Genomic DNA, 18,892 nt, shown 5'->3' with positions numbered 1-18,892 from the left:
CTTTATGCGGCGTTTTTTATGTCAGGCAGATGCAAAAACCTGATCCAACGCAGTGATCAGCGCCTGGCACTGTTCTTCCGTGCCAATGGAAATACGCAGGAAATCCGAAATACGCGGCTTGTCGAAGTGACGCACCAGAATGGCGCGCTCACGTAATGCCAGGGAAAGATCCTTGCCGGTCCAGCCAGATTTACGGGCAAAGATGAAATTGGCCTGCGATGGCAAAATATCAAAACCACGTTCACGCAGTGCCTGTTCCAGCCTCTGGCGATTGTCGATCAGCTTCTGGCGGTGGTCCATGAACCAGACAACGTCCTCGATCGAGGCAACAGCCGCAACCTGTGCCAACCGGTCGAGCGGATAGGAATTGAAGCTGTCTTTGAGCCGTTCCAATGCGTCGATGAGTGGGCGCTGGGCGATTGCATAACCGACCCGCATGCCCGCCAGTGAACGAGACTTGGAAAAGGTCCTGATGACAATCAGATTGTCATGATCGCGAACAAGCGGAACGGCGGTTTCACCGCCAAAATCAATATAGGCTTCGTCAATCGCCACCACCTGATCGGCGTGAGAGCTGACCAGTTTTTTGATGTCGGCAAGCGGCAATCCGATGCCGGTTGGCGCATTAGGATTTGGCAGAATGATCGCACCACATTCACCTTCGTAATCCTCCAGACGGATCTGGAAGTTGTCGTCCAGCGGCACGGTTGTGGTCTTAACGTCGAAAAACCGGCTGTAGGTCGGATAAAAGCTGTAGGTGATATCTGGATAAAGCAGCGGTTTTTCGTGTTTCAGAAGGCCGGCAAAGATAAAGGCCAGAACCTCATCCGAGCCGTTGCCGACAAAAACTTCATCCGGCGACACACCGTGATAGGCGGCAATCGTCTCTCTCAGCTTTTTGGCGGAAGGATCAGGATAGAGCCGCAAATCATCCGTCGCAGCATCCTTGATGGCTTCCACGACACGCAGAGAAGGCCCCCACGGGTTTTCATTGGTGTTGAGTTTGACCAGATTGGCGATGGCTGGCTGCTCTCCCGCCACATACGGATGAAGCGATGCAACAATAGGAGACCAGAATTTGCTCATCTCAACTCTTTCTTTCCGCGATAAACCGCGCCGCCGCGGTTAGAATATCGGCACGTTCGCCGTAAGGCTCCAGAAGCTGTGAGGCCTCATCAACCAGTTCACCCAGACGCTGTTCAGCCCACGCCTGCCCACGCAGAGCAACCAATGTACCCTTGCCACGTGCCGCGTCCTTGCCAGTTGCCTTGCCCATGGTTGCGGCATCGGCCGTCAGGTCAAGAAGATCGTCAGCCAACTGGAACGCAAGTCCAACGCGCTCGCCGAAGGTTCTGAGCCGCTGACGTGTCTCGGCATCAGCACCAGCAATGATCGCACCGGCCTCACAGGCAAAACGCAACAACGCGCCGGTTTTCATGGCCTGCAGGGTGATGATACCCTGCTCGTCCGGCGCTTGTTTTTCAGCCGCCAGATCAAACGCCTGCCCACCGGCCATGCCACCGATACCGGCTGCCCGTGCAAGCGCCAGTACAAGAGCCGTTTTGGAAGCGTCCGGCAGCGGAGTTTCTGGTGCTGCAATAATGTCGAATGCGATTGTCAGCAGGCTGTCGCCAGCCAGAATGGCGGTCGCCTCATCAAACTTGCGATGTACTGTTGGCTGTCCGCGGCGCAGATCATCATCGTCCATCGCCGGAAGGTCGTCATGGACAAGAGAATAGCAATGCAGGCATTCCAGCGCCGAGCCTACACGCAAGGCCGCCAGCGCGTTGCCACCCAGCATCTTGCTGCTCTCGATCACCAGAAACGGCCGCAAACGTTTGCCACCATTCAGTACGCCATAACGCATCGCTTCCAGCAGGTTGTCCGGTCTGGTGATTTCATCGCTGCGATGGGCTGGGGAAAGAACGTTATCCAGCAGATTTTCCACCTGCTGCGCGTTTTCACGCAATGCGCGTTCGAATAAGGTTGTTTCTGGCTTCATGGCCGCTCTTTGCCATGAGAAGTTAACACAGGCAATGAAAATCAGGCTTTTTGCAGCATCGGCAAGGCTTGATCGCATCTTGCCAATGTGAAACGGTTCGGCAAACAAAAAGGCACAGGTTTGAAAGATTGGCAGTCGCACCTGAAAACCAGAATGATGACGTTGTACTGTCGCAGGATGACGATGCGCAGGATAGGTCCATGCTGAGGGAACGCAGTCTCTGGCAGCGTCTGGTCATGGCGATCTTAATCTTCCTTGCCCTGCCCTATTTTCTCATTCTGGTTTACGCACTGCCATTCATGCGGCCCGTCTCTACGCTGATGCTTGCCGATCTGGTGGCGTTACAGGGCTATGACCGGCAATGGGTATCGATCGATGACATTTCACCAAATGTTGTTCGGTCCGTCATGATGTCGGAGGACGGCCAGTTCTGTTTCCATGGCGGTGTTGACTGGAAACAGATGAGTGGTGTGATCGAGGGCACATTGCAGGGTGATACCACCCGTGGTGCCAGCACCATTCCCATGCAGACCGCAAAGAACCTGTTCTTGTGGAATGGTCGTTTCTTCGTTCGTAAAATTCTGGAAATTCCATTGGCCATGACCGCCGACTTCGTCTGGTCGAAACGGCGGATGATGGAAATATATCTGAACGTCGCCGAATGGGGACCGGGTATTTACGGCATCGAAGCGGCGGCCCGTTATCACTTCAAGACATCAGCCTCCAAGCTCAGCACCAGACAGGCGGCACTTCTGGCCGTCAGCCTGCCGAACCCAATCGAACGTGTAGCCTCCAAACCGGGACGTGGCACTCAGCGGCTGGCGACGCTCAATGAGCGCCGCGCCCGTGCATCCGGCGGCTATGTCGGATGTGTTCTCGATTGACTGGCTGATCAGCCGCGCGTGAAGATATAATCGGTTTCCTGACGCAGAATCTCGCCTGGACGCAAGATGCCGTTCGGAAAATCGGGATGATTCACTGCATCCGGCCAAATCTGTGTTTCAAGGCAGAAGCCTGCAAAGGCACCGTAATGACGGCCATCGAGACCGGGAACGGCTGTGTTGAGCTTGAAGCCGGAATAGAACTGCACGCCCGGCTCCGTGGTGTGCACCTCAAGTGCAACACCGGAAGCAGGTGCAAACACCCGTGCCACCTTGCGCTTTTCGCGGCGCTCAGGCGACAGGCAGAAATTATGATCGTACAGAACCTGTTCGCCATTGTCCTCACGCTTCATCGGCGTGGATGAGCGCAGGTCAAATGCAGTGCCTTCAACAGCACGAATTTCACCGGTCGGGATCTGCCGTTCATCCGTCGGCAGATAGTGGTGAGCCGCAATCATGATCTCGTGATCGAGTGCGTTGTCAGCACCATCCAGATTGAAGTAGGAATGCTGGCAAATATTGGCGATGGTCGGCTGGTCAGTGGTTGTCTCATAGAGAACCGAAAGCACACCACCTTCACGGATTGTGTAGGTCACGTTTACCGTGCAATTGCCGGGATAACCGGCACGGCCATCGGGATCAATGATCTGCAGCACGACGTGGCTTGGGCCATGTTCCATGATCAGCCAGTTGCTTTTACCGATACCATCACTGCCGCCATGGATATGGGTGACGCCTTTTTCGTTCAGTTCAAGCTGGTATTCTTTGCCGTCAATCGAGAAACGCCCGCTATCGATACGGTTGGAGTTACGGCCGGGCGTTGCACCGAAATAAGAGGAATATTGCGGATAGTCCTCAAACTTATCAAAGCCGAGAACCAACGGTGGCTGATGGCCATCGAGGCGCAAATCCTGAATGACTGCGCCCCAGGTGATAATATTGGCGGTCAAACCGCCTGCCGAAATAATGACGCGCTCCACTTTTTCGCCGGTGGGCGTTACGCCGAAGTTTTCCCGTGTGGCACCATTCGTCATTATATCGACCTCCGTTTGCAAGAATTACGGGCCAGACGTTGCGTCATTTCCCATCGCTTCGCAATCGGCAAATTTCACTTTCCGATTTCGTTCAGATCGTAATAGGTCGTCTGATAGATTTCATTGATCCAGTTGCCGAAAAACAGATGGGCATGGCTGCGCCAACGGTTTTGCGGGGTGATATCAGGATCATTGTGCGGAAAGTAATTATGCGGCACCTTGATCGGAATACCAGCATTCACATCCCGGAAATACTCATCGGAAAGCGATGTGGAATCATATTCCACATGGTTGAACATGTAGAGACGGTTGCCCTTCTTTTCATGCACCAGGCAGACACCCATCTCCTCCGATTCCATCAGGATTTCAAGCTCGGGGTGCTTTTCAATGTCCTCGCGACGGACCTCGGTCCAGCGTGAAACCGGCACCTGGAAATCGTCGGAAAAACCGTTCAGATAGATGGACGACGGGCAAAGATTGCGGTGACGATAAACACCAAACGCCTTTTCCTTGAGCGGATGTTTTGGCACGCCATGGAAATGGTAGATGGCCGCCATCGCGCCCCAGCAGACGTTCAGGGTTGAATGGACATTGGTCTGCGTCCACTCAAAAATCTTCTGCATCTCGTCCCAGTAGGTCACATCCTCGTAAGCAATGGTCTCGACCGGTGCGCCGGTAATGATGAAACCGTCAAACTTGCGATGCTTGACCTCTTCCCAGGTCTCATAGAACGACAAGAGATGCTCTTCAGAGGTGTTCTTGGCACGGTGTCCGCCAATACGCACCAGCGAAAACTCGACCTGCAAAGGGGATGCGCCGACTAGGCGCGCCATCTGGATTTCAGTTTTGATCTTGTTCGGCATGAGGTTCAAAAGCCCGATCTGCAACGGGCGGATATCCTGACGAACAGCCGCCGTTTCGGTCATCACCCGCACACCCTCATTGATGAGGGTTTCAAAAGCAGGCAGCGTATCGGGTATTTTGATGGGCATATTGGAACACTCTCATCCGGCGGGTAACCAAGGCAGACAGCCCGGACAAACCGCACAAAACAAAAAAACCGGCAACGAAATCGCAACCGGTTCTTGGAAAATCCACGTTTCCTCGACCCTTTAGCGACTTCTTTAAAGTGGCTGCAAGCCGGTCGGCAAATCACCACTATGAGATTACATAATCCCGCATGATGCGAAAATCAATATAGCCGCATTTGCGGGCGCTGGCCGTTCCCTTCTGCGAACATTTGGGCTATTGGCGGGGCATGGAAAAAACGGGCTTTACAATTCTGCTGGGCGGCAACCTGTCGGTGACCGAGCGCGTGCGCAAAGCCGCAGACGGAACACGCGTCATCGCAGCCGACAATGGCATGCGCCATGCGCAGCCGCTATCGCTGACACCGGAATTGTGGGTGGGAGATTTTGATTCCACCGACACCACTCTTCTCACCGAATGGCCGGATGTGGAGCGTCACACCTTTCCCGCAAGCAAGGCCGCAACAGATGGCGAGATCGCTGTCTCGCAGGCGATTGAGCGTGGTGCCCAAAGCCTCGTTCTGATTGGCGCACTGGGTGGCGACCGAACCGACCATGCCTTTCAGCACATGCTGAATGCCATCAGCCTTAAGGAAAAAGGTTACGATGTCACCCTTCTATCGGGTGAAGAAGAGGCCTACCCCTTGGTATCCGGTGGCGAGAAAGCACTCGACTTACCCGCCGGTTCGCTGTTTTCCGTTCTCGGTTTCAGCGATCTTGACGGCCTTGACATCGAGAACGCCCGTTATCCGTTGAATGACTATTCGCTGACCTTCGGCACATCCCGCACAATTTCCAACGTTGCGGAAGGTCCGGTGCGCTTCTCCCTGAAAAATGGCAGAGCCATCATCCTTGCCCGCCCTTATGACATGACTGGAGCCTGAGCCTTGGCGCCTCCCATTTTGAAACTTGACGATATCACGCTGACCTTTGGCGTTACACCGCTGCTGAACGGTGCCAACCTGCAAGTGGAACCGGGTGACCGTATCTGCCTCGTTGGTCGCAATGGTTCCGGCAAGTCCACGCTGATGAAAATTGCCGCCGGCCTGGTCGAAGCGCAATCCGGCGAGGTGTTCAGACACCCCTCCTCAACCATCCGTTATCTTGAGCAGGCACCGGATTTTAGTGGTTACGACACCGTACAGGCCTATGCCGAAGAAGGGCTTGGACCGGGCGATGATCCTTATCGGGTTACATATCTGCTTAACCACCTTGGCCTGACGGGGCAGGAGAATCCTAATAGTCTCTCCGGCGGCGAAGCCCGCCGTGCGGCGCTCGCTCGCGTCATGGCACCTGAACCCGACATCCTGATGCTGGACGAGCCGACCAACCATCTGGATCTGCCGACAATCGAATGGCTGGAAGAGGAACTGCAGAAAAGCCGCAGTGCACTGGTTCTGATTTCGCACGACCGTCGTTTCCTTGAAAAAGTTTCTAATGCAACTGTATGGCTCGATCGCGGCACCTCGCGTCGTCTCAGCCGCGGCTTTGCCCATTTCGAGGAATGGCGCGACAAGGTGCTGGAAGAGGAAGAACTCGAGCAGCACAAACTCGGCAAGGCGATTGAGCGCGAAGAACACTGGATGCGCTATGGCGTAACCGCCCGTCGCAAACGCAATATGCGCCGCGTCGGCGAACTTCAGGCGATGCGCGCTCAACATCGTGGCCACAAGGGACCGCAAGGTTCCGTGCAGACCACAGCTGTTGATGCCCGTGAATCCGGCAAACTGGTGATCGAGGCCGACAGCATTACCAAGTCCTATGGTGATCGCACCATCGTGGCACCCTTCTCACTGCGCGTGCATCGTGGCGACTGTATTGGTCTGGTTGGGCCAAACGGAGCAGGCAAGACCACGCTTTTGAAAATGCTGACCGGACAGCTGCAACCAGATAGCGGCACGGTCAAACTTGGCACCAATCTCGACATCGCCACGCTCGATCAGAAGCGTGAAGAACTGAACCCGAATGACACGCTGGCGCACTATCTGACCGACGGACGTGGTGAAAACCTGCTGGTCAATGGCGAACTGAAGCACGTGACCGGCTATATGAAGGATTTTCTGTTCCAGCCGGAACAGGCCCGCACACCGATCAGGAATCTCTCCGGTGGTGAACGTGCTCGTTTGATGCTGGCGCGTATTCTCGCCCGCCCGACCAACCTCCTCATTCTCGACGAACCCACCAACGACCTCGATATTGAGACGCTTGATCTGTTGCAGGAAGTGGTCGCCGGATTTGTCGGCACCGTCATTCTCGTCAGCCATGACCGCGACTTCCTCGACAGAACAGTGACCTCGACCATTGCGCCGGCCAATCCCGATGCGCCAGATGGCCGCTGGATCGAATATGCCGGCGGTTATTCCGACATGATGGCGCAGCGCAAGGGCGCGGCCGAGGAAAAGCGCAAGGCGGAAAAGCAGGAAAAGGCAAGAAGCACCTCCTCTTCAACTGCGTCGGATGATGCACCAAAGGCCAAAGGTAAATTGTCCTTCAAGCAGAAGTTCGCTCTGGAAAACCTGCCCAAGGAAATGGAAAAGGCCCAGATCGAAATCGCCAAGCGCGAAGAAAAGATGGCCGATCCCAACCTCTTCACCAAAGACCCCACAGCTTTTGGCAAGCTTGCCGACGAAATGGAAAAGCTGCGACACAAGCTGATCACGATGGAAGAAGAGTGGCTAGAGCTTGAAATGCTGCGCGAGGAACTGGAAGGCTAAAATTCCTTCCACCATACCGGAACCTCTGTTCTTCATCCGTCTTTGACAGGGAAGCGATTTTACGTTTTCCTTGGCAAAGATGGAGGAGTTCAGAAAATGCGTATGATTTTCGTCAATCTGCCTGTTCGCAATATCGAAACGACAAAAGCTTTCTTCACCGCACTCGGCTTCAGCTTCAATCCCGAATATTCGGACGAGAGGACGCTGTGCATGATCGTGGAGCAGAACATCTTCGTCATGTTGCTTCAGGAGGAGCGTTTCCGTGATTTCATCAACGGCGATATTGCCGACGCCACCCGCACGACCGAAGTGTTGACCTGCCTGACGGCAGAAAGCCGCGAAGACATCGACAGGATGATTGCGACAGCATTGTCATCCGGCGGCCGCGAATGGAAACCGATTCAGGACCATGGCTTCATGTATGCCGGAAGTTTTCAGGATCCCGACGGCCATGTCTGGGAACTGGTCCATATGTCCGGGCAGTCCTGAAACCATCGGACCAAACACCGACTGTTGCCATGACTGCTATCTTGCCAAGTGATGACAGTAACATTACACCTTGCCTTGCTCTAACGGGGTGCTTTGTCTTTACCGACAAGGCTGAGAGGCTTCCGCCAACCCGAAGAACCTGATCCGGTTAACACCGGCGGAGGGATTAGACGGCTCATTATCAGCGCCCTATTCCCGTTCAACATATGAAAGAGGAGGCGCGGATGCGCAGCATTTTGAACAATTCCCTGATTGCCAAGGCCTTGGTACTTGTGGCATTTGCCGTGCCTGGCGCAGCATTTGCAGCCGACAAGACACTGACGGTCTACACCTATGAAAGCTTCGTGTCCGAGTGGGGTCCTGGCCCCAAGGTCAAGGAAGCCTTTGAGAAAAATTGCCAGTGCACTGTCAATTTTGTCGGTGTTGCCGATGGCGTTGCGCTTTTGACGCGCCTCAAGATGGAAGGTGAAACATCCAACGCCGATGTCGTTCTGGGGCTCGACACCAACCTTGTTGCTGAAGCCAAGGAAACCGGCCTGTTCGAGGCAAGCGGCATCGATACGTCAGCTGCCAAGATTCCAGGCGACTTCAAGGATGATATCTTTGTTCCCTACGACTACGGCCACTTCGCCATCATCTATGACACCCAGACCATCAAGAACCCGCCACAGAGCCTGAAGGATCTGGTCGAAGGTGATCCTTCCCAGAAGATTGCAATTCAGGACCCGCGCACCTCTACCCCCGGCCTTGGCCTGCTCCTGTGGGTGAAGTCCGTTTATGGTGATCAGGCACCGGAAGCCTGGGCAAAGCTCAAGACCCGTATTTTGACGGTCACGCCGGGCTGGTCTGAAGCCTATGGCCTGTTCACCAAGGGAGAAGTGCCAATGGTGCTGTCCTACACGACCTCACCTGCCTACCACATGGTCGCAGAAAACACAGACCGCTATCAGGCAGCCAGCTTCGCGGAAGGTCATTACATTCAGATCGAGGTGGCCGGCCTGTTGAAAAATGCCCCAGAGAAAGACCTTGCCAAGTCATTCCTCTCCTTCATGCTGACACCAGGTTTCCAAGACGCCATACCGGAAAATAACTGGATGATGCCGGCTGCGGCAACCAGCGCACCGCTGCCCGAGGCGTTTTCCAAACTTGTTGTTCCCACCAAGACATTCCTGATGTCACCTGAGGAAGTGGCCAAGAACCGCAAGGCATGGATTGATGAGTGGCTGACAGCCATGAGCATCAACTAACCTTTGCAAATCGGAAATTCGGGCCAGCGCCATGATTTCAAAGGCCGAACAACGGCAATCGATAGGCACGGGAATGGCGGCTTTTGCCGCTGTTCTCGCATTCATTGGCCTTGGCACATTTGCCCTTCTGTCTTTTGATGCAGGTGCTGCAAGCGATGAGCTGTTCGGTACCTACACCTGGCGTATCCTGCGCTTCACCCTCTATCAAGCAACGTTATCGACCGGACTATCGATCCTTTTTGCGCTGCCTGTCGCACTGGCTTTGGCAAGACAAACTGCGTTTCCCGGTCGTATCTGGATTATCCGCCTTATGGCCGTTCCCATGGGGCTACCGGTTATCGTCGGTGCGCTTGGCCTTATTGCCATCTGGGGAAGACAGGGCTTCCTGAACACCACACTGACATCACTCGGTGTTGAACAACCGTTCAGCATTTACGGCCTGTCAGGAATTCTGCTGGCACATGTCTTCTTTAACCTGCCGCTTGCTACCCGTTTGCTGCTGGCCGGGCTGGAGCGTATTCCCGGTGAATATTGGCGTATGGCGGCAAGCCTTGGCATGCCATCCTGGTCCATTTTCCGGTTCATTGAATGGCCGGCGCTGATAAAACTGGTTCCCAGTGTCGCCGGGCTGATTTTTATGCTTTGCGCCACCAGTTTCACCCTTGTGCTGATGTTGGGCGGCGGGCCTGCGGCGACAACGCTTGAAGTGGCGATCTATCAATCGCTGCGCTTTGATTTCGATCCTCCACGCGCCATTGCTCTTGCTACTCTGCAAATCGTCATGACCGGGTTGTTGCTCGCCTTATTAAGCTGGCTGCCCAGACCTGACGACGAGGGTTTGAGCCACGGCCGAGCAATCCAGCGCTATGATGGAAAACGGCTTCAGGTACGGCTGCGCGACGGTATTCTAATTATCGCCGCTGTGGTTTTTATGGTGGCACCCATGCTTAGTATCGCCATATCCGGCTCGACCGCCGACTTATCGCGCCTGTTGGCGGCCGATGTGTTCTGGCGGGCAGCCGGAACCAGCCTGTCCATTGCGCTGGTTTCAGCCAGTATTGCCATTGGCATTTCCGTCGCCCTCATCAACGCGCGCTCGACGATCCGTGGCAACCGCAAGGCAAACCTGACACTACGTCTTATGGCCTCCACGATGTCCGGTGGCGCATCCATGGTGCTGCTGGTGCCACCAGTGGTGCTGGGGAGTGGCTGGTTCCTGCTGTTACGGCCGCTTGGCGACATCACGCTGTTTGCACCGGCGCTGGTTGCCTGCATCAACATGCTGATGGCGTTGCCCTTCGTTATGCGGGTACTTGAACCGGCGTTCCAGACCCACCAGGCGCGAACTGGAAGACTGTCAGCCAGTCTCGGCATGCATGGTTTTGCCAGATTGCGTTACCTCCATTGGCCAATCCTGCGTAAACCCCTGGCAACGGCCTTCAGCTTTGCAATGGCGCTGTCACTTGGCGATCTTGGCGCAATCGCCCTGTTCGGCTCGCAGAACTTTATCACGCTGCCTTGGCTGGTTTACAGCAATATGGGCAGCTATCGCACCAATGACGCCGATGGTTATGCGCTGATCCTGGGTGTGATCTGCCTGATATTGGCCATGGGTGGCGCAGGCACCGCACAAACCCGCAAGGAGCAAAACCAATGACTGAAACCGCTCCTTCCGGCATTCGTTTTAATGATGTAGCGCTGAAACTTGGATCGCAGGAGTTTTCCTTTGATTGCCACTTGCCGCAGGGCACGATCACGGCAATTACCGGCCCATCCGGCTCAGGGAAATCAACCCTGTTGAATCTGGTCGCTGGTTTTGAAACACCAGATGCCGGCACCATCATGATTGACGGGCAGGTCGTCACACACCTAGCCCCGGCCGAGCGACCGGTCTCGGTGATCTTTCAGGACAACAACCTGTTTTCGCACCTTGATGTGTTCACCAATATAGCGCTCGGCATCAATCCTTCGCTGAAACTTTCCGCGCAAGAGCGGCAGTCCGTTTCAAATGCCCTGCAGCGTGTCGGTCTTGCGGGCTTTGAAAAGCGTCTGCCGCCAAATCTGTCGGGTGGAGAACGGCAACGCGTTGCCATGGCACGGGCTCTGGTGCGCCACCGCTCGGTTATGTTGCTGGATGAGCCCTTTGCCGCTCTTGATCCCGGTTTGCGCGCCGGGATGGCTGAATTGCTGTCCAGTTTGCATCAGGAAACCGGCAACACTGTATTGCTGGTCACCCACAAACCCGAGGAAGTACAACAGTTGGCCAAACATGTCGTGTTCATGGATAAGGGGAAAATCCTGTTCCAGGGCACACCGGAGATTTTTTCCGAGAACGGGAACATCCCCCAAATTCGTACGTTCCTGAAGGGATAGCTGCGGCACACGCCGTTCGCCACAATTTCGACGCGGGCAAGTGGCAATCGGCTTAGTACGGCTTCAACAGGGGATTGAGTTTATTTGATCGTCTATTTGCTAATTTACTTTGGTTGCCTGATGAGCCATGCAAGATGGTCAAGAATATTGAAAAGATTCGTCATCGATAATAGCACACCACAAGGCGTGACAATTTGTGTCCATTGATGGACAGTATTCGCACAATAAACTAGCAGTGCGTAACATCAGGGGCATAGGAACTGACTGACAAGATGACGATTTCCATAATAGCAAGGCCGGCAAGGACATCTGATCCGCGCGCGCAGCGTTATGGCAAACTTGTGCGCTCTGTTGCCGGCCTGACAATTGCTGCAATGACGCTCAGTGCATGCCAGTCGCTGTTCAGCCAATCCTACCAGGCAAGTGTTCGCCCGTCGGACAACCCGCAGACTGTTGAAGAAGTTCAGAAAAATGACCCGCGTGCCCAAATGGGAGCACGCGAACACCCGCGTATTGTTGCAAGTTATGGCGGTGAATACCGCGATGAAAAAACCGAAAGGCTGGTTGCCCGCATTACCGGCGCGTTGACGGCCGTTTCGGAAAATCCGCAGCAATCCTACCGCATTACCATTCTCAATTCCCCGGCGATCAACGCATTCGCGCTGCCCGGTGGCTATCTTTATGTGACACGCGGACTGTTGGCGCTCGCCAACGACGCGTCGGAAGTTGCCGCCGTTCTGTCGCACGAAATGGCCCACGTCACTGCCAACCACGGCATTGAACGCCAGCGCCGAGAAGAGGCGGAGGTGATTGCCAGCCGTGTTGTGGCGGAAGTGCTGTCCAGTGATCTGGCTGGAAAACAGGCATTGGCGCGCGGCAAGCTGCGATTGGCAGCATTTTCTCGCCAGCAGGAGTTGCAGGCAGACGTCATTGGTGTACGCATGCTGGGTGAGGCGGGGTATGACCCCTATGCCGCAGCGCGCTTCCTCGATTCCATGGCCGCTTATGCCCGTTACACATCCGTTGAGCCGGATAGCGACCAGAGCCTCGACTTCCTTTCCAGCCACCCCAATGCGCCACAGCGCGTTGAATTGGCACGTCGCCATGCCCGCGCATTTGGGCAGGAAGGTAGCGTCGGAGATCGCGGTCGTGAATGGTATCTGAACGGCATTGACGGCCTGCTTTATGGCGACAGTCCGCAAGAAGGCTATGTACGTGGCCAGACATTCCTGCATGGCAGCCTTGGCATTCGTTTCGATGTGCCGGAAGGTTTCCAAATCGACAACAAGGTTGAAGCCGTTCTTGCAACCGGCCCCGGCGAAATGGCCATCCGTTTTGATGGTGTGGCAGATGCCAAGCAGACCGATCTTGCCAATTACCTGACCAGCGGCTGGGTGGCCGGCCTTCTGCCGAATACCGTGCGCAAAACGCAGGTCAACGGTCTCGAGGCAGCAACTGCCCGCGCCACAGCTGAAAAATGGGATTTCGACGTTACTGTCATCAGGCAGGGTCAGCAGATTTTCCGCTTCCTGACAGCTGTACCGAAGGGCAATCCACAGCTTGATACGGTCGCGAACGTCTTGCGTACCAGCTTCCGGCAGATGACCAGCGCAGAAATCGCCTCACTCAAGCCATTGCGCGTGCGCGTGGTAACGGCAAAGCCAGGCGAAACCATAGCCACCATGGCGGCGCGCATGATGGGCACGGACCGCAAACTAGATCTGTTCAAGATGATCAATGCGATGGGCGCTGGCGCAGTGTTGCAGCCCGGACAGCGCGTGAAGATCATCGCGGAATAACCGGCGAATTACGCCTTTTATCCGAACAAAAAGCCCTCAGGAAATTTCGTTTCCTGAGGGCTTTGTCTTATTCGGCAGTCTTAAATCTTATTTCCACTCGCGCACGTCAACGAAGTGGCCAGCGATGGCAGCAGCAGCGGCCATGGCAGGCGACACAAGGTGCGTACGGCTCTTGTAGCCCTGACGTCCCTCGAAGTTACGGTTCGAGGTCGACGCACAACGCTCACCCGGCTGCAGGCGATCATCATTCATCGCAAGACACATCGAACAGCCAGGTTCGCGCCATTCGAAACCGGCGTCGAGGAAGATCTTGTCGAGACCTTCGGCTTCCGCCTGTTCCTTTACCAGACCGGAGCCCGGAACAATCATAGCCGAGACGGTTGGTGCAACCTTGCGACCATCGACCATCACCGCAGCAGCCCGTAGATCTTCGATACGTCCATTGGTGCACGAACCGATGAACACCCGGTCAATGGCAACGTCAGTCATTTTGGTGCCCGGCTGCAGGCCCATATATTCGAGCGCACGCCACTTGGAGTTACGCTTGTTTTCGTCAGCGATATCATCCGGGTTTGGAACGGTGCCCTGAACCGAAACAACGTCTTCCGGTGACGAACCCCAGGAAACAATCGGCGGTAGATTGGCGCCATCGAGAACAACGATCTTGTCGTAATGTGCGCCTTCGTCAGACTTCAGAGTCTTCCAGTAGGAAATTGCCTGTTCCAGCGTTTCACCCTGCGGTGCACGTGGCTTGCCTTTGATATACTCGAAGGTCGTTTCGTCCGGAGCAATCAGGCCCGCACGTGCGCCGCCTTCGATTGTCATGTTGCAGACCGTCATACGGCCTTCCATTGACAGCGACTGAATGGCTTCGCCTGCAAATTCAATCACGTGACCGGTACCACCGGCTGTGCCGATTTCACCGATGATGGCGAGGATGATATCCTTGGCTGTTACGCCTTCCGGCACCTTGCCATCGACACGCACCAGCATGTTCTTGGCCTTCTTCTGGATCAGCGTCTGGGTCGCCAGAACGTGTTCCACTTCCGAAGTGCCAATACCGTGCGCCAAGGCGCCAAACGCGCCATGCGTCGATGTGTGGCTGTCACCGCACACAATCGTCATGCCGGGCAGGGTAAAGCCCTGTTCAGGACCGACGATGTGAACGATACCCTGACGTTTGTCGCGCTCGGAATAATATTCAACACCGAATTCCTTGGCATTTTGTGCCAGCGCTTCAACCTGAATACGGCTTTCTTCGTTCTTGATGCCTTCAAGACGGTCAGCAGTGGTTGGAACATTGTGGTCGACCACGGCCAGTGTGCGGGTTGGCGAATGAACGGGACGACCCGCCATACGCAGACCTTCAAAGGCCTGCGGCGACGTCACCTCGTGAACAAGGTGACGGTCGATGTAGAGAAGACAGGTTCCGTTCGGATCACTATTAACGACGTGATCATCCCAGATTTTATCATAGAGGGTGCGGGGTGCGCTCATGGCTTTATCCATCGGATATTGAAAAAGGGAAATGGGCTTCGCAAAAAGGCTGACAGCCTTGAAGGGCTATCAGGCGAGCGTAAGTCGGCTATTGAGCGCCCCGGACAAGCGCGCGAAGAAACGTGCCGGCAGACGCTTATGATCCTGCAGCACGAAAATATTTTGCGCGAGACATCCGAATTTCGATCCCATGGCCATTTCATTAGCAGATTGCTGCCTGCGCTTCAATATCAATGACACGCAGGAACACGGGGGCTCGCCTTATCCAGCCGGAGCCCGCCGCATGGCCTTTTCAATACGCCTGAGAACAAGCGACAAACCAACCGTGAGGATCAGGTATATATAGGCAACGATCGAGTACGTTTCGAAGAAACGAAACGAGCCAGCTGCGTAGACCTTGGCCATCTGGGTTATGTCGGCAACGCCAAGCACCGACACCAACGAACTGTCCTTCACCATCGATACAAAGTCGTTGGAAAGTGGCGGAAAAACCGTCCTGACCGCCTGCGGCAGAATGATCAGCCGAAACCGTTGGTAACGATTAAGCCCAAGAGCCTTTGCGGCCTCAATCTGTCCTTCGTCAACGGACTGAATGCCAGCGCGAAAAATTTCCGCGAGAAACGATGCGTAACCAATCGTAAGCGCGATAATCGCCCGCCAGACCAGCGAGAAGTCACGCACCAGAACCGGCTCCAACCAGCCTGCCGACACAAGCGGCGTAGTCACCCAGTTGTAGAGACTGACAAGACCCGGCGCCCCGACAAAAGCAATATAGAACAGCAAGACGAGGATGGGGATGCCGCGGATAACTTCAATGTAAAAGCGCGCAATCTGCCGCAGCACCACATTGTCCGACAGACCGAGTAGCGCAATGCCGAGGCCAAACACGACAGCAAGAAAAAAAGCTGCGAGCGTCACGAAGATGGTGATACCGATGCCTTTGACAACGGTGGAAAAAACCTGCGCGTAAAGGTCTGTGGCAATGATTGTCACAGCCAGTCCGGCACCGATCACGACCAATGCAACGAGCCACCACGGAAAGTCCTTCTCCGTGGTGCTGTGTTTGATAAAACTCATCTTGACAATTTCCGATAAACGGAAATCAGCATGCAGGCGATGATTTCACTCATTCGCCAAGCTTGTAGTCGAGGAACCACTTCTTATCGAGCGCGGTAATGGTGCCGTCTGCCTTGAGGGCCGCGATACCTGCATTGATCGGTGCGACGAGGTCCGAGCCCTTTTTGAAGATGAAGCCAAAATCATCGCCACCCAAAGGCGCACCAATCAGCTTCAAGGTGCCGTTGGACGCGGCTACGTAACCATTGCCGGCAACTCCATCGGTCAGGACCAGATCAACGTCGCCGGTCTTGAGCGCCTGTACGCTGGCACCGAAGGTTTCCAGCAGCTTGATACGCGGGTTCTGCTCGTTGCCGTCGAGAACATCATAAACGGCGGTGTAAAATGGGGTTGTTCCAGCCTGCGCGCCAACAAGGCCTTTGTCGAAGCCAGCAAAGCTCTTGGCATCGGTAAAGCGGTTTTCATCAGCCCGCACCAGCATGAACATTTCCGAGCGCATGTAGGGGTCGGAGAAGTCGACCTTTTCCTTGCGGTCATCCTTGATGCTGATGCCGGTCATGCCGATGTCATATTGGCCATCCGAAACCGCCTGGATCATCGCGTCCCAAGAGATGTTCTGATATTCGACCTTGAAGTTCAAACGCTTGGCAAGCTCGGCAACCGCATCATATTCCCAGCCGATAGCCTTGCCAGACTTAGGATCGACAAACTGCAGCGGCGGGTAAGCATTTTCCGTGACCACGACCACCGTACGCCCTTTAAGGTCGGGAAGATCGGCAGCAAAACCCGTGAAAGGGGCAACAATTGCGGCCATGATGCCGGCAAGCAGCGTACGTCTGAAAAACATGTCTTTCTCCTGTGGCGGGAGCGGTGAAAATGTCACATTTCAAGCCGCAAAGACAAGAAACAAATTGGCTTGAAACATGCGGCTTTTAAAACGATCCGGTTAAATCAGGCCTGCGGAGAGAGGTGCCGGAATTCGGCGATAACCTGCTCGTACACACCGCGTTTGAACGGCACGATAAGGTCCGGCAGGCTTTCCATCGGCTTCCAGCTCCAGGCATCGAATTCCGGATGATTGCCGGTTGGTGGCGGATTGATCTCGATCTCGCTTTCGTCGCCGTCAAAACGGAAAGCAAACCAGCGCTGCGCCTGCCCACGGAATTTTCCTTTGAGACCAATGCCAAGAAGATGAGGCGGCAGGTCGTAATGTATCCAGTCGCGCGCTTCGGCGAGCAGGGTGATGCTACGCATGCCGGTTTCTTCATAAAGCTCGCGAATGGCAGCATTCAACGGCTTTTCGCCATCATCAATGCCGCCCTGAGGCATTTGCCACAGCTGGTTGGAGCCATCATATTCCGAGTTCTTTTCAGGGATACGTCGTCCGGCCCAAACCAGCCCTTGCGCACTCAGCACCATAATCCCGGCGCAGGGACGGTAAGGCAAATCTTCAGGCTTGATTGTCATGAACAGTCCTCACGGAAAACGGCATCCGATAGCCGCAGCAGCGATCTTTACTGTCCCGGCCTGTCAGAAACAAGCGCCGAAACCGCAACGATCTCAATGCCGCGTGATGTCGCTTCGGAGACCCAGTCGGACACCGCGGTAATGCTCTCATCAAAGGCCGAGGCAACGCCAATCGCCGAGCCGTTGCGACGCGCCAGACGTTCAAGATCATCAAGCCGTGTCATGATGGATGAACGGTTCACCTGTTCGTCGATCTGTATATCGCCAAACGCGTGCGGCATTGCCAAAGCTTTGGCGACCGCGCCGGTCTGGGATTGCGCCGAAGAACCATCATCAAGGAACAGCAGCCCGCGCTCGCTGACGTCACGCAAAACAGGTTCCAGCATCTTGGCATCAGCCATGTAGCGGCCGCCAAGGTAATTCATCACACCGGTATAGTTGGTGATCTTGGCCATGGAACGGTGTAGGCGCTCCATATTGATCTTCTGGCTGTCGCCAACCAGCAAGGTATCAGGACCGGGATTGTTACCGGGATAACCGAACGGTTCAAAAGGAACCTGCAGCAGAATTTCATGCCCCTCACGCCGCGCCTCCTGCATCCAGCGCTGCAAGCTGTTGCCGCTGGCTGCAAAGGCAAGCGTGATTTCCGGTGGCAATGTTCTGATAGCGTTCTGGGTGCCGGTCTGGCTAAGGCCAAGTCCGCCAATCACAATGGCAATACGTGTACCACGCGCGCCAGACCATGGACGGGCATATTGTTCCAGCGAACGCAAACCATCGGCTCCTGTTTTCGGCAATTTGCCAAATGCAGAATCCTCCAGCAGATCTTCGTTCGGCATGGTCGCCATACGTGGATTCTGACCATAGGTCTGACCGGTCATCAAAACCGGACCGTCACCGTCCCGGGGGCGGGGCGAAAACACCGATACGACATTGCCGTCCTCGGTGGTTTCCTGGCGCACATTTGCGCCGGACCGGCCACTGCTGACGGGAAGTCCGGCCGTTTCGTTTTCCGTTTTGGTTTGAGGCGACGGAGTTCTTTCCGCCTGCGCAACGTCAGGCGATGATTGTGGATCGAGGCCTGATTTTGCCAGATTGTCAGGAGCAATCACTGTGTAAACAGACAATCCCAGAACCGCGCATAGCGCAACGGTACCGGCAAGAGCAGCAACAGAAAAACGCCGGCTTTTGCCGGCGCTTTCCTTACGATCTTGCCCCAAGGGTTTGCGCAGTTCAGATACCAAAACGCGGCCTATCCCGATTGTTGTATGCAGGGGTAGGGAA

General features: G+C 55.1%; 17 protein-coding genes and 2 riboswitches. Of the genes, 8 read left to right on the top strand and 9 right to left on the bottom strand.

The features are described from left to right. Nucleotides 1-21: 21 nt before the first annotated feature. Nucleotides 22-1,086, bottom strand: a complete 1,065-nt coding sequence (gene hisC / locus HGO37_RS16100) for a histidinol-phosphate transaminase (protein WP_250984204.1) — start codon at nt 1,084-1,086, stop codon at nt 22-24. A 1-nt stretch (nt 1,087) separates the two neighbouring features. Further along, entirely contained in the window at nt 1,088-2,002 is a 915-nt protein-coding gene (locus HGO37_RS16095; RefSeq protein WP_250984203.1) for a polyprenyl synthetase family protein, read from the bottom strand. Between the two features lie 200 nt (nt 2,003-2,202). Here HGO37_RS16095 and mtgA point away from each other — a divergent pair, with 200 nt between their 5' ends. After that, the gene (gene mtgA / locus HGO37_RS16090) at nt 2,203-2,886 is read left to right on the top strand and encodes a monofunctional biosynthetic peptidoglycan transglycosylase (protein WP_250984352.1); all 684 of its coding nucleotides are present in this window, start codon (nt 2,203-2,205) and stop codon (nt 2,884-2,886) included. Between the two features lie 8 nt (nt 2,887-2,894). On the opposite strand, the gene HGO37_RS16085 is transcribed toward mtgA, so the two are convergent. Both HGO37_RS16085 and metA read right to left on the bottom strand, forming a co-directional pair. Then, complete coding sequence (locus tag HGO37_RS16085) at nt 2,895-3,917, bottom strand: aldose epimerase family protein (protein ID WP_250984202.1); 1,023 nt, start codon at nt 3,915-3,917, stop codon at nt 2,895-2,897. A 74-nt stretch (nt 3,918-3,991) separates the two neighbouring features. Continuing rightward, nucleotides 3,992-4,909: a homoserine O-acetyltransferase MetA gene (metA, locus tag HGO37_RS16080; protein ID WP_250984201.1), complete on the bottom strand. Its 918-nt coding sequence runs from the start codon at nt 4,907-4,909 to the stop codon at nt 3,992-3,994. 100 nt (nt 4,910-5,009) lie between these two features. Further along, a riboswitch (SAM riboswitch) is annotated at nt 5,010-5,086 on the bottom strand. A gap of 89 nt (nt 5,087-5,175) precedes the next feature. Here metA and HGO37_RS16075 point away from each other — a divergent pair. The 7 genes from HGO37_RS16075 to HGO37_RS16045 all read left to right on the top strand — a co-directional run bounded on the left by HGO37_RS16075 (nt 5,176) and on the right by HGO37_RS16045 (nt 13,567). Then, nucleotides 5,176-5,829 carry a thiamine diphosphokinase gene (locus HGO37_RS16075; RefSeq protein ID WP_250984200.1) on the top strand — a complete coding sequence of 218 codons (654 nt, stop codon included), beginning with the start codon at nt 5,176-5,178 and terminating at the stop codon, nt 5,827-5,829. Between the two features lie 3 nt (nt 5,830-5,832). Beyond that, nucleotides 5,833-7,659, top strand: a complete 1,827-nt coding sequence (locus HGO37_RS16070) for an ABC-F family ATP-binding cassette domain-containing protein (RefSeq protein WP_250984199.1) — start codon at nt 5,833-5,835, stop codon at nt 7,657-7,659. 96 nt (nt 7,660-7,755) lie between these two features. After that, on the top strand, nt 7,756-8,148 hold the full coding sequence (locus HGO37_RS16065; RefSeq protein ID WP_250984198.1) for a VOC family protein: 393 nt from the start codon (nt 7,756-7,758) through the stop codon (nt 8,146-8,148). Between the two features lie 74 nt (nt 8,149-8,222). Further along, a riboswitch (TPP riboswitch) is annotated at nt 8,223-8,331 on the top strand. Nucleotides 8,332-8,372: 41 nt separating this feature from the next. Continuing rightward, nucleotides 8,373-9,395, top strand: coding sequence for a thiamine ABC transporter substrate binding subunit (gene thiB / locus HGO37_RS16060; protein WP_250984197.1), 1,023 nt, complete (start codon nt 8,373-8,375; stop codon nt 9,393-9,395). 31 nt (nt 9,396-9,426) lie between these two features. Further along, the gene (thiP, locus tag HGO37_RS16055) at nt 9,427-11,052 is read left to right on the top strand and encodes a thiamine/thiamine pyrophosphate ABC transporter permease ThiP (protein ID WP_250984196.1); all 1,626 of its coding nucleotides are present in this window, start codon (nt 9,427-9,429) and stop codon (nt 11,050-11,052) included. Next, entirely contained in the window at nt 11,049-11,768 is a 720-nt protein-coding gene (thiQ, locus tag HGO37_RS16050; RefSeq protein ID WP_250984195.1) for a thiamine ABC transporter ATP-binding protein, read from the top strand. The genes thiP and thiQ overlap by 4 nt, the downstream gene beginning before the upstream one ends. A gap of 272 nt (nt 11,769-12,040) precedes the next feature. Further along, the gene (locus HGO37_RS16045; RefSeq protein ID WP_464039216.1) at nt 12,041-13,567 is read left to right on the top strand and encodes a M48 family metalloprotease; all 1,527 of its coding nucleotides are present in this window, start codon (nt 12,041-12,043) and stop codon (nt 13,565-13,567) included. A gap of 87 nt (nt 13,568-13,654) precedes the next feature. On the opposite strand, the gene leuC is transcribed toward HGO37_RS16045, so the two are convergent. The 5 genes from leuC to HGO37_RS16020 all read right to left on the bottom strand — a co-directional run bounded on the left by leuC (nt 13,655) and on the right by HGO37_RS16020 (nt 18,852). Beyond that, nucleotides 13,655-15,064 carry a 3-isopropylmalate dehydratase large subunit gene (gene leuC / locus HGO37_RS16040; protein WP_192490525.1) on the bottom strand — a complete coding sequence of 470 codons (1,410 nt, stop codon included), beginning with the start codon at nt 15,062-15,064 and terminating at the stop codon, nt 13,655-13,657. Between the two features lie 261 nt (nt 15,065-15,325). Then, complete coding sequence (locus tag HGO37_RS16035; RefSeq protein ID WP_250984194.1) at nt 15,326-16,141, bottom strand: amino acid ABC transporter permease; 816 nt, start codon at nt 16,139-16,141, stop codon at nt 15,326-15,328. Nucleotides 16,142-16,190: 49 nt separating this feature from the next. Further along, nucleotides 16,191-16,988 (bottom strand): transporter substrate-binding domain-containing protein, encoded by a 798-nt coding sequence (locus HGO37_RS16030; protein ID WP_250984193.1) that lies wholly within the window; start codon nt 16,986-16,988, stop codon nt 16,191-16,193. A gap of 104 nt (nt 16,989-17,092) precedes the next feature. Then, nucleotides 17,093-17,608 (bottom strand): RNA pyrophosphohydrolase, encoded by a 516-nt coding sequence (locus tag HGO37_RS16025; RefSeq protein ID WP_250984192.1) that lies wholly within the window; start codon nt 17,606-17,608, stop codon nt 17,093-17,095. A 47-nt stretch (nt 17,609-17,655) separates the two neighbouring features. After that, on the bottom strand, nt 17,656-18,852 hold the full coding sequence (locus HGO37_RS16020; protein ID WP_250984191.1) for a divergent polysaccharide deacetylase family protein: 1,197 nt from the start codon (nt 18,850-18,852) through the stop codon (nt 17,656-17,658). Nucleotides 18,853-18,892: the final 40 nt, after the last annotated feature.

Source organism: Rhizobium sp. CG4, from assembly GCF_023701965.1.
GTDB lineage: Bacteria > Pseudomonadota > Alphaproteobacteria > Rhizobiales > Rhizobiaceae > Agrobacterium.
Note: the sequence above shows the minus strand (reverse complement) of the source record. Positions and strands in the feature narration are given on the sequence as shown.

Bases quoted from the DNA above. Each gene is read 5' to 3' on its own strand.
- hisC (WP_250984204.1), bottom strand. From the start codon at position 1,086: ATGAGCAAATTCTGGTCTCCTATTGTTGCATCGCTTCATCCGTATGTG.
- HGO37_RS16095 (WP_250984203.1), bottom strand. From the start codon at position 2,002: ATGAAGCCAGAAACAACCTTATTCGAACGCGCATTGCGTGAAAACGCG.
- mtgA (WP_250984352.1), top strand. From the start codon at position 2,203: ATGCTGAGGGAACGCAGTCTCTGGCAGCGTCTGGTCATGGCGATCTTA.
- HGO37_RS16085 (WP_250984202.1), bottom strand. From the start codon at position 3,917: ATGACGAATGGTGCCACACGGGAAAACTTCGGCGTAACGCCCACCGGC.
- metA (WP_250984201.1), bottom strand. From the start codon at position 4,909: ATGCCCATCAAAATACCCGATACGCTGCCTGCTTTTGAAACCCTCATC.
- HGO37_RS16075 (WP_250984200.1), top strand. From the start codon at position 5,176: ATGGAAAAAACGGGCTTTACAATTCTGCTGGGCGGCAACCTGTCGGTG.
- HGO37_RS16065 (WP_250984198.1), top strand. From the start codon at position 7,756: ATGCGTATGATTTTCGTCAATCTGCCTGTTCGCAATATCGAAACGACA.
- thiB (WP_250984197.1), top strand. From the start codon at position 8,373: ATGCGCAGCATTTTGAACAATTCCCTGATTGCCAAGGCCTTGGTACTT.
- thiP (WP_250984196.1), top strand. From the start codon at position 9,427: ATGATTTCAAAGGCCGAACAACGGCAATCGATAGGCACGGGAATGGCG.
- thiQ (WP_250984195.1), top strand. From the start codon at position 11,049: ATGACTGAAACCGCTCCTTCCGGCATTCGTTTTAATGATGTAGCGCTG.
- HGO37_RS16045 (WP_464039216.1), top strand. From the start codon at position 12,041: ATGACGATTTCCATAATAGCAAGGCCGGCAAGGACATCTGATCCGCGC.
- leuC (WP_192490525.1), bottom strand. From the start codon at position 15,064: ATGAGCGCACCCCGCACCCTCTATGATAAAATCTGGGATGATCACGTC.
- HGO37_RS16035 (WP_250984194.1), bottom strand. From the start codon at position 16,141: ATGAGTTTTATCAAACACAGCACCACGGAGAAGGACTTTCCGTGGTGG.
- HGO37_RS16030 (WP_250984193.1), bottom strand. From the start codon at position 16,988: ATGTTTTTCAGACGTACGCTGCTTGCCGGCATCATGGCCGCAATTGTT.
- HGO37_RS16025 (WP_250984192.1), bottom strand. From the start codon at position 17,608: ATGACAATCAAGCCTGAAGATTTGCCTTACCGTCCCTGCGCCGGGATT.